Genomic DNA, 13493 nt, shown 5'->3' with positions numbered 1-13493 from the left:
CTAAACCTCTCTTGCTATGATGTCAGCAACACGAATTGACAATGCAATCGCCGTCAGAGTCGGATTAATCACACCGGCAGCGGGTATCACACCAACAGACGCGACAAAGAGATTATCGTGGTCAAAACTACGACATTCATAATTTACTACAGAGTCTTTAGCATCATGCCCCATAATCATCGTTCCCATTAGATGATCATGATTTTCAAAATCGGAGTTTATATCAATGATTTCTCCGTTCATGAGTTTCGCAATATCTTTATATTGCTCAATTGCGTGCTGGCCACCTTTTTTGACGTAGTCATCCACATCAAAATTAACACGAATGCCAGGAAGACCAAGGCTATCCTTCCAGTTAGGGTTCGGTTCGACTCGATTTGCAGGGTTAGGTAATGGCTCAAAAAAACTATACATGTATAGCCAACGAGATGACCAGTCCATTATTCTGTCGTCAAGTTCTTTGCCCATTAAGCCACTTTCAATGGCCCGGCGTGCAATATCGATTTGTGGGTTATTAATAGCGAACTCGTGTTTGTTGGCTGAATATTCGGCACGCGAGGGACCATCACGCCAAGTCATAATAGCAGCCTGCTGTACAGGACCTCGACCAGACCAAACGGCTTGATCTGCTAAAAATGTAAAACTCAAACCCACATGATCCATTAAGTTTCTTCCGACCATATCGGACGAGTTACCAACATCATTCATGATCATTAGTTTTGCAGTCTCGAAACTATGAGCAGCTAACACAAAATATTTTGCTGTTAGCGTATGTTCTGTACCATCAGGTTTTAAATAACTAATAGATTCAATTTTATTACCAGCACCTTTAGTAATTTTATGTACAACAGCTTCGCTGATAAGCTTCGCGCCATTCCGAACAGCCTTATCTGCGTGAATGGAACCATTGTAAAGAGAGCCTATCGGGCAAACTTGATCACAATTATTATTTCCCTGACATGCGGGTCTACCATCGTATGGCTTATGTGTACGGACAGTCGGTTCGTGAATAACAGCATGTCCCGCGGGCGTGAGTCTTTCTTTCATCAGTGATGTACTGAACACGTCTACTTCTGATGAAACAGGGTAGTGCTTGGAGCGAGGAGGGTAGGACATTCCTGGATTTTGGCCTGATTGATCTTCTGTATCAGAACCAGCAACACCAATGGCATATTCAGCGCGAACGTAGTATGGCTCGATATCATCATAACTAATTGGCCAGTCACGACCAACGCCATACAAAGAATTCAATTTAAAGTCGTTAGGTATATAGCGCCAAGTTGCGCCTCCCCAGTGCCAAGTTGTCCCGCCCACTAGTTTTAACATCCCAGGCATTTCATTGAAGCTACCCGTATTGTGTAAATACCCTGGTTGATAACTCGTTGGTGCCCATGGATTATTGGGGTACGGGTCATTATGGTCGTAATGGCGGCCAGAGTTACGAAAGTTTTCTACAATTTTCCACCGTGGGACATTCGGGCCAGCTTCTAACAAAATGACCGATTTCCCTTTTAAGGCAAGTTCATTTGCTACATTCGATCCACACGCGCCCGAACCGACGACAATTACGTCGGCATCATATTGTTTTGCCAAAATAATTTCCTTTTCAATTAATTAATAAGATTAACGCTACGCTGATGATTTTTTATTGGGCAAATGAGCCCAGTACCCCGTTTTCAGTCGCGAGTAACTGGGTATCGGCGTGAAATCTTTCGTTAATTGATAGGTAAGCGCCTGCGTATAAGTGACAAACTCAACATTGTCTTCTGAAGAATGTGCTTTAGGCTGTCCAGCGTAGCCTAAATACAACGCTGAAATTACTTCTTGAGCGGTATTCTTAAGCTCGCCAGTAAATTGAGGGTGATCTTTCAACTCATTAACACTGCTAAATTGGTTACTCGCCAAAAAGTTATTGAGAGTGATAAATCGTTGAGGAAACTGAGAATCAACTTTCGTTAGTGCTTGATAAGCGCGATTAGCTAAAGCTAAACCTATGTCTTTATCAGTTAAAAATGAGGTTATCTTCTGTATGTCTTCCGCAGCTAAATTAGCTTCAGCGGCGAAAGAAAATGATGGGAAAGCCAGCATAACATAACCACCGACAACGGTGGATATAGCGTTAGATAAAAATTTACGCCGGCTAATTGCATTACCCGAGAGAGATTCACTCTTAGGCTCGCGAGTGTGTATAACATTTTTCAAAATGCTACCTCCAGTGACTTTACTATTAACGTGTAGTTACTGATCTTTTGTATAGTTTTTATAAAAGAAACGTAGCTAGACTTGCGCGAACGCTATGAGTTCAAGACATCAATTAAGGTGAGAGGAACTGAAGTAAACGTCGCGTAAAACGTGACTAGTTTGATTAAGATCAAAGATACGATATCACTATAGTTTCATATATGGAAATATTTGGTTACAAATTAGTAGAAAATTTAAAATAAATTTTAAAAAATGTTATACGTATTTGATTTTAGTGGGTAAACCAATAATTCTAATAATTAAGTGTACTGAGATAGATAGTAATTTCTTATTGTTTTGAGTGGTGTATCTATCAATCAGAGTTGATCACTGAGTAACGCTTGTTTCAGGTTTAACTCCCCAGCACACAGTTATGAGCGAGCAGTCTACGTAGATACCTGGAATAGGAGAGGATACTGATAGGATAAGCTAGCTTGTCTTTTTTGTAGTACAACATTCAGTTAGTAATAAATAGGATCTAAAGAATTTAAGTTCGTGGTAACCAACGTTTAACTTGTTAACTAGTGTTATTTATGAGCTGAGACGCAATTTTTCTATTAGATCCTGATGATTCAATCTCGTAAACGTAAGAAGGTCGACATTATTGAGCCGCGATAACAGACATTTCAACTAAAAGAACATCGCGAGCCATTCTAGCTTCGACGCACGCACGCGCAGGCTTTTCACTATTAGCGATCCAAGCATCCCATACTTCATTCATAGCAGCGAAATCTTTCATATCGCGAATATAAATAGTAACAGATAGTATCTTATCTCTGTTTGAACCAGCTTTTTCTAATAAGGCATCGATTTTATCTAAACAGCGCTGGGTTTGCTCAGCTATGTCCCACGCAGCATCGCCAGCAGTCTGACCACACAAATAGATTGTACCATTATGCTTCACAATACGGCTCATACGATCGGTCGACTCAATTCTTTCAATTGTCATTGTTTTTCCTTTGGACTGAACTTTTTGTAATCGTTTGGAAAACTGATTACACCATTAATTGGTAATAGTCAGCTTCCAATACGCAAAATAGTACCATACATAAGACCAGTTCAACCTTAATGATGTTATGAATTAGATACACTAGTAACGACTAAGATACTGCATAAAGCAATTAACGTAATAAACAGTAAATGATCGTAAGATAATTTACTGTTTATTATAGATTTTATGGTAAATACAGTTATGTTTAATAGATCGAGGGAAGAGAGACATAGATAGAAACAATAGGCGGCCAACATTGGTGTTCGTAGAAACATTATTTAACATAATATACATAATGCGCACTTAAAGACAGGTCATATTATCGCTGTAATCGAATGTGTATTACGTTGTTCAAATAATCTATTTGTACGATTGTCTATCCGATTTATTAACCGCCCACAATGTACTATCCACTTTAAGAATGAATTTCACCGCCTATCCTTAGCCTTTCTTTAGCCTTTCTTTCTTTTCGTCGCGTGAGTCGGATTATATGACGCAAACGGAAAAACATTGCGGATTCGTTGTCTGACGTTTTTGGGAACCTGATTTGAAAAAATTAATTTTATACCAGAACGGTTTCGGTATGCTTTGATGTGACCGTCGAACGGTGATTTGGAAATGATTTCTTGTAAGTTGTGCTGGAAACTTGGTGAGAGATGGCCGGATACTTTTACAATGCTGTCCTGTTTAATATGAATCTTCAATATCGGTCGGTCTATGAGCGTTAGCCAAAACACAACCGCAATTACGGCAATAAATAATACTGTAGTCATCGTTTTCTTCTCAGCTTATTCCGATAATAATTTACTCAAATCTTCTTTCAATGAAGACATTTTCTTGTTTGCTTTCTCGCTCTTAGACGCTTCTGACAATAAGTATTCTATTGCCTCAGACAATGTACAGCCTAAATCGTTAGCGCGAACCGATAATTTTTCCCAGACTCTATAGTCTAAATCAATTGATTTCTTACGTGTGTGAACTTGCTCAGCATTAAAGTGACGTTTTCGCTTTGCTCGGATCGCTTGCTTAAGCTTATTATCGAGATCTTCAGCCATATGAACGTCTATCCAAGCCGGCACTTTTGTTGGCTCATGCTCTAAGCTCTGCAGTTCTTGAACAGCGGCTTTTGCTTCGCTGCTGTCGACATGGCGCGTTATTTCGATACCATCTTTCCAACGGTTAACGAGGTATTGCCATTTCCAACCACATTCTAAATTTTCAAGTTGTTGATATTTCATTATCGGCTTTTAATCACGTGACCAAGTTTATGGTGACAGCGTAACCCCAATCATTCGTAAGTTCAATTTTTATTATACAAAAATTGACTCTAGTCTTATCTATTCGACTCTTCTATGCCCTGCTTCACTTTTTCTATATAATCCCTTCCAAAATCATCGTAGTAAGATTCAAATGACAAAAGAAATTTGGCAAAAAGTAACGCCACAGCTAGAAAAATATAGTGCCAATTTATCTCAATACAATGAGATAAAGCCTGCCGGCTTCTTTAGCTGCCAATCGAGAACAAACCTAGCACTAGAACAGTTTGTTAAGGTTAAAGGTGTTTGCAGAATTCTACTTTTAAATAGTTTTGATAACCCGTTGTATCGCGAGCTTCTTAGTGAGCGACTGTCAGAGTTAGTCGCTAACGAAGAAATTCCTGTGGTTATGAGTGAAACGTTAAGCTCTTACGATATGTTTCCCATACTTCAGGCAGAAAAAGGCTACATTATAAATGAGATGCCAGGGCTATTGGATCACGCTAACGGCGGCTACCTGATTGTATCGGCAAACTGGATTCTAGCTAACGCGAAAGATTGGCCTGAATTAAAAGCTGCTGTTATGGGGTACTCGATTAATGGTCGCAATTGTGATCCACGTTCTCCTATCCATGCTCAATGGACCAAGCAATATGACGTTAAGCTCATTATCACCGGTGAAAGAGAACAATTAGCCAATTTAGATTTTCTCGATGCAGATTTACGTGACGGTGTAGCGTTTTATAGTGAAATTGAACAAGATTTCGCGCTAACGACCACATCCATTAACAGCTATCTATCGTACATTAAATGGATTTGTAAGCGGTACTCGCTGCCTGAGCTCACCAATTCGGCTCTTGAAATTTTATTAACGACGGGGACTCGTCAAACAGAAGACCAAAACTACGTTCCGACCTCCCTACTATGGCTTCGAGCGATTCTAGAAGAAGCGTCGATTGGCACTGATGAGAAAATCGATGAAGGTGACATTCATCGAGCCATACAAAATAAATATTACCGAGAAAGTTATCTCCCAGAGAGAGCCGCAAACGATATTCTGGAAGGCCAGGTTCTTATCGAAACGAGAGGCGAACATGTTGGGCAAGTTAATGGTTTAACGGTTATCGATATCGCTGGTCATCCTATGTCATACGGAGAGCCTGCTCGAATTTCTTGTGTCGTTCATTTCGGTGATGGTGATATTAGTGATGTGGAACGTAAAGCTGACTTGGGCGGCAGTCTTCATGCGAAAGGTATGATGATTATGCAAGCTTTCGTGAGTAGTGCGCTCAAACTCGACTCCCCACTTCCCTATTCTGCTTCTATTGTCTTTGAGCAATCATACAGTGAAGTGGACGGAGACAGTGCGTCTCTTGCCGAAGTGTGCTCTCTACTCAGTGCATTATCGGAAGTACCTATTGACCAGCAAATAGCTGTTACAGGTGCAGTCGACCAATTTGGCCGAGTACAAGCTGTCGGCGGATTGAATGAAAAAATTGAAGGATTTTTCCGAGTATGTAAGCACCAGGGTTTCACAGGAAAACAAGGTGTCATACTTCCAGAAACCAATCTGATTAACCTTTCTCTAAATACTGATGTAATAGAAAGCCTAAAGAAAGGCGAATTTCACCTTTGGCCTGTTACAAACGTCGATCAAGCGGTACCGATCATACTCAAACGAGCATTTCGTACATCAGATAAAGAACAGACTACACTAAGTATTGTTGACGAAATTAATAAACGAATCGACAAATTAGACGAACTTTCAGAACCAAGTTCTCTTTGGCAACGAATTAAAAATTACTTTTGTCACTGATCGGACTTGTTTAGCGTACACGTGTTCACTAACATGCTCGCTATTACAAATTGGAGTTATTAAATAATGCAAAACAAACGTGAATCTTATAATCGTGAAGATCTTCTAGCCTCTAGCCGCGGCGAGTTATTTGGACCAGGCTATCCTCAACTACCAGCGCCAAACATGTTGATGATGGATAGAGTCACTAAAATGTCTGAAGATGAAGGCGATTTTGGTAAAGGTTTGATTTTGGCCGAATTAGATATCACTCCTGATTTATGGTTTTTCGACTGCCACTTCCCTGGTGACCCAGTAATGCCTGGCTGTCTTGGCCTAGATGCGATGTGGCAATTAGTTGGCTTTTTCCTTGGCTGGGTCGGAGGTAAAGGTAAAGGTCGTGCTTTGGGTGTTGGCGAAGTGAAATTCACTGGACAAATCCTACCAACAGCTAAGAAAGTGACTTATGAAATTCACATGAAGCGAGTTGTTAACCGTAAATTGGTTATGGGTCTTGCTGACGGCCATGTATTTGTAGATGGTAAAGAAATCTACGTAGCAAAAGATCTTAAGGTTGGCCTGTTCCAAGACACGTCAGCGTTTTAATCGAGATTTCTAATATAGCGGTGTTTTCACCGTTATATTTTTGCTTAGATATTTAGTTATAGTGCACTAAGAGCAAATTAAAAAGCCCCATTTCTATGGGGCTATCCTTTTCATTTTCGTATGTGGAGAGTTAAGCGCAGCTATTTATTTGTAGAGACCCATATTTTTGTCTTCTCTAGCATCTCGCCAGCCTCCCATCCAATAGGACCGAGCATCCATTTGCTGATATGGACACTCATCGCTTGAACGACCATTCAAGCCAGCTTTGTATCCCTGAGACTGAGCTCTTTCCAGGCGATCACGCTTTTGTCTCTTCATAATTAAGTCCTCATACATTGGTGATTCATTTCAACTATGACAGTTGTGTGGCTTTTTTATGACCACAAGAATAAGAATCGCTCATTAAAGCATCAGACTCAAGCACGAATTTAGGGTGTGTCACGTTATGTGACACGTCCCCACTATTTACAAAAATTCACTTTTTACGACGGAACCAAGCTAAACCGAAGAGTGAAAATACACCCAAAATACCAAAGCTACCGCCACCAGAGCGTGAGACCGATGAGGTTTCATATCCACGTTCTGAAATATCTGACGATGTTGCTCCTGAGATCGGAATCAATTTAACCGCAACTGTTTTCTCAGTTCCGCTACATGTCGCATCGTGAGTTGTCGCGCTGTAACCACCACTACATTTTATCGCAGTAGCGGCGATAACGCCGGCATCGTTAATATCATTACCGCTCAGGATTCTATACGCGTTATTAGAAGAGCTATAGCTACCGCCGTTCGTTAGGTCATCCAATAGCCATGCTTGGCTTCCAAATCGGCTAGAGTTAGTAGAATCATTATATGGGTAGATAAAACCACGTTTACGACGAGGTTTACCATCGACTTCACGTGCCGTTTCAGTGTCTATCTGTCCGACGATATCATTATCATCGTTGATAGCATTAACATGACCGCCAGCTCCGTTGAAACCAATATTACCTGTTCCCTGCGAGAAGAATGTTGCTGATGGACTAGATGCAGTTAAATCTGTAACAAAAAGTTTATTTGCGTAAGCACCATTTAGTGCATGACCATTATCTAATTTTGCTTCACCAACAGCGATTTTATTTGCATTGATTGCAGTAAGGCGGGTATTAGAATAACTGCTACTTGAACTGGTCACTTCAGCACCCGAAATCAAAGATGTCGAATCTAATTCCCAATCACTACTATCACTGATGTCAATTTTAAATAGAGTGGCACTCATATAGTTATAGTTGCCATAGCTATTATAACCAACGGCATAAATCATATTCTCACTAGTGTCAACGTAAAAGTCTCTGATACTCCCCTGAGCATAACGACTGTTTCTCGTTGAATCAGTACCAGTACCAGTACTAGTCCAGCCTATGGTAAAAGGTGTAGAAGACGAGTTCTCCCACAATGCAGCTTGGGACGTATAGTAACTCGAATAACTCGTAGTGATACTTCCCGCTTTTACGCCAGAGGATGGATCGTCTTTCCAAATTCTCACTTTTGTTTCACCACTCACGGTAGCCGTTGGTGTAATCGCTGAACGATCTACGCTTCCATCACCCGTAGTTAATGAGAAACCAACAGCATCACCGGAAGAGTCACTGCTTGTTACCACACTGTTTGTACCGGTAGATGCCGATGTAGAAGCAACCGCAAACGATGACGTTGTTGCGCCGCTATCTTGAGTAAACGCATAAGAAGTCAGTTCACCGCTATCCTCGCGCTCCTTCTCATTCCAACGGGCTTCACCCCAGCTGTCACAAGTATTGTAGCCAATATATGTCGAACAAAAGCTCTGAAACTCTGATTCGCTATCGATATAAGAGAACTCATTATCTAAACCGAATGGAACTTCTTCTTTTAGGTCATATCCATCGATCGGCTGTCCTGCCATGGTTTTCTGATAACGTGTTTCACCAGACAGCGGGTAATCAGATGCCGAACAACTCGTAGAAAAGCAACTTGTGCTTCCCGTTTCTGGCTCTACAGCAATACCAAACGAGCTTTTGTATTCACTTCCATAGGTAATACCACTTGGAGGAGTCACCTCTACTACGCGGTAAAGTGCTGCACTAGCCTGAAAAGACGCCAGAATGGAAAAAGCTAACGTCGTCAATTTAATCGGATGTCTAGTCATTATTAATTATTCACTGTCCTGTTGTAATGCTTCTAATTCTTCCCAGCGCTCGAATGCAGCTTCTAGGTCAGCCTCAGCCTGGGATAAATCATCTAAAATGGGTTGTGTGATATCCACACTCTGCGAGAAAAAGCTCGCGTCATTTACCACAACCTGAAGCTCTTCAACTTTCGCTTCAAGCTGCTCTAATTTAGCTGGAAGATCTTCCAACTCTTTTTGCAATTTGTAAGAAAGTTTTTTCGCTGCTTTCACTTTCTTCGGCTGAACCACTGTTGGAGCAACATTATTGACGGGTTTTGATACTGGCCTTTGGCTTTCACGTACCGCTTTTGCTTGCATACGCTGCTGCTGAGCATCGTGATAACCACCAACAAACTCTTCAATGTGTCCGTTGCCTTCAAAAATCCAACTTGTCATTACCGTATTATCAACAAATTGACGATCGTGACTCACTAAAAGTAATGTGCCCTGATAATTGGCAAGCAAATCTTCTAAAAGTTCCAATGTTTCAATATCAAGATCGTTAGTTGGTTCATCAAGCACCAACAAATTGTTTGGTTTGAGAAAAATTCTCGCTAATAGTAAACGGTTTTTTTCTCCACCAGATAACGCTTTGACCGGCGTACGAGCACGCTTAGGCGCAAACAGGAAGTCTTGAAGGTAACTTAAGGCGTGACGTTGTCTGCCTTGAACCATGACTTCTTGCTTACCATCCGCTAAGTTATCAATCACAGACTTTTCGGGGTCTAATATCTCTCGATATTGGTCAAAATATGCAACTTCAAGCTTGGTACCGCAATGTAGCTTTCCAGATGTCGGCTGCAATTCACCCAGCATCAATTTTAGAAGCGTACTCTTACCACAACCGTTAGGACCAATTAACGCAATTCGATCACCGCGTTGGATAGTAAAGCTAAAATCGCTAATGATCGACCTTCCATCTATCTCATAATTGATACTTTCAGCTTCAAAGACGATTTTTCCTGAGCGAACGGCATCATCAACTTGAATAACGGCCTTACCTTGAACTTCTCGGCGCTCACCTCGTTCTTCCCTGAGTTTCTTGAGCGCACGTACTCTTCCCTCGTTGCGAGTTCGGCGCGCTTTAATGCCCTGACGGATCCACACTTCTTCTTGTGCTAATTTTTTGTCAAATTCTGCATTCTGCAGTTCTTCTACACGAATAAGTTCTTCTTTGCCCGTCAGATAACCTTCATAGTCACCAGGGAAAGACGATAGCTTACCTCTGTCGAGGTCCACAATACGTGTAGCCATGGACTTGATGAATGCTCGGTCATGAGAAATAAAGATAATAGAGCCTTTAAAATCTTTTAGGAACGACTCTAGCCATTCAATTGTCGTTACATCAAGGTGGTTGGTAGGCTCATCGAGTAACAAGACATCCGGATCACAAACCAATGCTCTCGCCAATGCCGCTTTTCGTTGCCATCCTCCAGAAAGATCCGTTAGTAACGTCTCACCATTAAGATTCAACGAAGACATTACGTTGGCAATTCTATCTTCAAATCGCCATGCGCCTGCATGATCTAACTGCTCTTGGATTTTCGCTAGCTGGTTGATATGTGCTTCTGATGGGTCCTTTTCAACTTTTATGAGCTGTTCTTGATACCTTTTCAGTAAGTCACCAGCTTCAGCTAGTCCTTCTGCAACATAATCAAATACTGTGCCTGACTCGTTTCTCGGTGGATCTTGTTCCAAACGAGACACTGTCACGTCCTGCGTAACAATCATCTTACCATCGTCTAGCAAGACTTCTCCTGCGAGTATTTTCATTAAAGTTGACTTACCCGCACCATTACGCCCTACCAAACAGACTCTTTCATTATCTTCTAGAGTAAAATCGGCATTATCGAGTAGTGGGTGATCACCAAAAGCTAAAAGTCCATTATGAATATTAATTAAAGCCATATACCAATAACCATTCGTTTATATGAAGCAAGGGGCCATACTTATGGCCCCTTGACGATCAAATTATATTGTTACTATTTGCGATTAACTAACCAGCAATTGTGAATTTGTTTATTACGCGCAAAATCAAGCGGCAATGTTTTGGATGAGATATTTTGCGCTTCCAATCCAAGCGCCTCTAGCCCTTTTTCATCCATCTTGAAGTGACGCTTATTGTTAGAAAAAACAATAACACCATTTGGAGCTAAAAGTCTTTCTAAGTGCTTGAATACATCCACATGATCTCGCTGGACATCAAACGTTTTGTCCATACGCTTTGAATTTGAAAATGTCGGCGGATCAATAAATATCAGATCAAACTGATCATTTGAACTTTCGAGCCACTGTAAACAATCAGCTTGAATAAATGTATGTTCAGAGCCAGACATTCCGTTCAACTGCATATTTTGCTTGGCCCAATCAAGATACGTTTTAGACATATCCACAGTTGTCGTCTTCGATGCCCCACCTAAAGCCGCATGAACGGTTGCGGAGCCAGTATAAGAAAACAGATTGAGGAACGTTTTACCACGAGACATTTGCCCTAACATACGTCTAGTTAGTTTGTGGTCGAGAAACAAACCTGTATCAAGATAATCCTGCAGATTGACGATTAAATCAGCACCATACTCATGTACAGTAAATTGCTCGGCTTGTTTGGCTAGCTTTTGATACTGAGATTTTCCCTTTTGCTTCTCGCGGACTTTTAGTATGACGTTATTAGAATCCACATCCAGAGTAAGCATAATGGCACGTAACATGTCTGTTAAACGTCGTTTGGCTTTCTCTGGTTCAATATTCTTAGGTGCCGCGTACTCTTGTACAACAACGAACTCACCATAAATGTCAATTGCTGCATTGTAGTCAGGAAGGTCCGCATCATAAACACGATAACAGTCTAATTTTTCCTTTCGAGCCCATTTAGACAATTTGACAAAGTTCTTTTTCAGACGATTTGTGAAATCCGGTGCGACCACAACTTCATTCGATGATGTTTCTGAACCACCTGAATCCGTTGAGACCTCAGTGCTACGCTCACGATCAGAAATAGAATAAAGTTTAAAGTGACACTGTAATGCACCATTACTGACTTTAAAGTGTTTATCCGCCCTCATGCGCAAACAACTTAACAAATCATCATTACTTGAGAGTAAAGCGACTTTGCTACCAGGGAAAGCGTGCTTAAGTTGACCACCAAAAGCTGAGTAAAGCGCTATGAGTGCTGGCTCTGTCCCTAAACGCTCACCATATGGTGGATTAGAAAGTATGAAGGCCTGCTCAATACCTGAGGGACGCTGTAACTTTGCAGCATCACCCACAGCAAATTCGATTGCTGAATCAACACCAGCTCTGCGCGCATTAGCCTTAGCAACTTCGATAACTCTTGGATCGAGGTCATAACCAAAAAATTTTGTTTCGAGCTGTTTTAAACCACGCTTACCAGTCACAGAAGCTTCTGCTTTGATTTCGTTCCAGCTATCACGGTCAAAGTCTAAAAGCGATTCAAAACCCCACTTCACTCGATGAATACCAGGCGCCATATTTGCAGCTTTAAGACACGCCTCGATTAAGAGCGTGCCAGAGCCACACATTGGGTCGATTAGAGCTTCATCGGTCCACCCGGAGCGTCTTACTAATGCAGCAGCTAACGTTTCTCTTAGCGGTGCACCACCAGACTCACGTCGATAACCACGAATATGCAGGCCACCACCAACAAAATCAACGCCAAGAAGAGCCTGTTCTTTATGCAAACGAACGTGCAGCCTAAGATCCGGACGATCTTTATCGATCATCGGCCTTGGTAAGTTGCGCTTAGTAAAATGGTCTACTACCGCGTCTTTTACTTTCATTGCGCCATATTGGCTATTTCGAATAGATCGGTTAGTACCGTTGAAATCAACCACAAATCGCTTAGTTGCGTGGAATATTGATGACCAACTAACGGACGTAGAGCTCAGATAGAGATCCATATCATCGTTACAAGTAAACTCAGATAGAACAAGTACAAATCGAGAAGCAATTCTGCTCCATAAACAACAACGATATGCTAAAGCAAGATCAGCATTAAATCTGACGCCTGCTTGTACAGGTTTTGGATCAATGACTCCTATCTCAGCAAGCTCTTCTGCTAAGAGATTTTCAAGACCATTAGAGGTTATTGCTAAATATTGACGCATAGTAATTTTCTAGAATTCAAAACGGCCAATAGTATAACTGAGACACGTTCATTAAGCTAAAAATTCTCTAGTTTCCCTTGTCCGTTTATCCATTCCGACAAACAACACTAATTTATACCCAAACCCTACTATCAATTAAATTGATAACATAAAAATAAGGAATTACAGGTTAGTGAGTATTTATTCACACCAATAATTGGTCTATACCAGAACCCATTTTTAGCCGTAATTTACTTTCATTTTTTGGCTAATAGAGGAATTTTTATCGCATCATGAGCTGATATTGGATGAAATT

11 protein-coding genes are annotated in these 13493 nt (G+C 41.1%); 2 read left to right on the top strand and 9 right to left on the bottom strand.

Going from position 1 to position 13493, the window contains the following annotated elements:
* The 5 genes from EES38_RS09985 to matP form a co-directional block, all read right to left on the bottom strand.
* Window positions 1-1593: a GMC family oxidoreductase gene (locus EES38_RS09985; protein ID WP_124937035.1), complete on the bottom strand. Its 1593-nt coding sequence runs from the start codon at window positions 1591-1593 to the stop codon at window positions 1-3.
* A gap of 36 nt (window positions 1594-1629) precedes the next feature.
* On the bottom strand, window positions 1630-2202 hold the full coding sequence (locus tag EES38_RS09980; protein ID WP_166434236.1) for a sugar dehydrogenase complex small subunit: 573 nt from the start codon (window positions 2200-2202) through the stop codon (window positions 1630-1632).
* A gap of 640 nt (window positions 2203-2842) precedes the next feature.
* Window positions 2843-3190: a RidA family protein gene (locus EES38_RS09975; RefSeq protein ID WP_124937033.1), complete on the bottom strand. Its 348-nt coding sequence runs from the start codon at window positions 3188-3190 to the stop codon at window positions 2843-2845.
* 494 nt (window positions 3191-3684) lie between these two features.
* Complete coding sequence (locus EES38_RS09970) at window positions 3685-4005, bottom strand: DUF3634 family protein (RefSeq protein ID WP_124937032.1); 321 nt, start codon at window positions 4003-4005, stop codon at window positions 3685-3687.
* Between the two features lie 15 nt (window positions 4006-4020).
* A complete protein-coding gene (matP, locus tag EES38_RS09965) occupies window positions 4021-4470 on the bottom strand; it encodes a macrodomain Ter protein MatP (RefSeq protein WP_124937031.1) in 450 nt (149 codons plus the stop codon).
* Between the two features lie 172 nt (window positions 4471-4642).
* Here matP and EES38_RS09960 point away from each other — a divergent pair, with 172 nt between their 5' ends.
* Together EES38_RS09960 and fabA are read left to right on the top strand one after the other, a co-directional pair.
* Window positions 4643-6304: a S16 family serine protease gene (locus EES38_RS09960; RefSeq protein ID WP_124937030.1), complete on the top strand. Its 1662-nt coding sequence runs from the start codon at window positions 4643-4645 to the stop codon at window positions 6302-6304.
* 66 nt (window positions 6305-6370) lie between these two features.
* Entirely contained in the window at window positions 6371-6889 is a 519-nt protein-coding gene (gene fabA, locus EES38_RS09955; protein ID WP_124937029.1) for a bifunctional 3-hydroxydecanoyl-ACP dehydratase/trans-2-decenoyl-ACP isomerase, read from the top strand.
* Window positions 6890-7033: 144 nt separating this feature from the next.
* On the opposite strand, the gene rmf is transcribed toward fabA, so the two are convergent.
* From rmf to rlmKL, 4 genes are all read right to left on the bottom strand, one after another.
* On the bottom strand, window positions 7034-7207 hold the full coding sequence (rmf, locus tag EES38_RS09950; RefSeq protein WP_124937028.1) for a ribosome modulation factor: 174 nt from the start codon (window positions 7205-7207) through the stop codon (window positions 7034-7036).
* Between the two features lie 157 nt (window positions 7208-7364).
* Window positions 7365-9053, bottom strand: coding sequence for a DUF3466 family protein (locus EES38_RS09945; RefSeq protein ID WP_124937027.1), 1689 nt, complete (start codon window positions 9051-9053; stop codon window positions 7365-7367).
* Between the two features lie 6 nt (window positions 9054-9059).
* Complete coding sequence (locus tag EES38_RS09940) at window positions 9060-10982, bottom strand: ABC transporter ATP-binding protein (protein WP_124937026.1); 1923 nt, start codon at window positions 10980-10982, stop codon at window positions 9060-9062.
* Between the two features lie 74 nt (window positions 10983-11056).
* The gene (rlmKL, locus tag EES38_RS09935) at window positions 11057-13198 is read right to left on the bottom strand and encodes a bifunctional 23S rRNA (guanine(2069)-N(7))-methyltransferase RlmK/23S rRNA (guanine(2445)-N(2))-methyltransferase RlmL (RefSeq protein WP_124937025.1); all 2142 of its coding nucleotides are present in this window, start codon (window positions 13196-13198) and stop codon (window positions 11057-11059) included.
* Between the last annotated feature and the right edge of the window lie 295 nt (window positions 13199-13493).

Source organism: Vibrio viridaestus, assembly GCF_003856525.1.
GTDB classification, from domain to species: Bacteria; Pseudomonadota; Gammaproteobacteria; order Enterobacterales; family Vibrionaceae; genus Vibrio; species Vibrio viridaestus.
The sequence above is the reverse complement of the archived record's forward strand: the minus strand, read 5'-3'. Positions and strand labels throughout refer to the sequence as shown.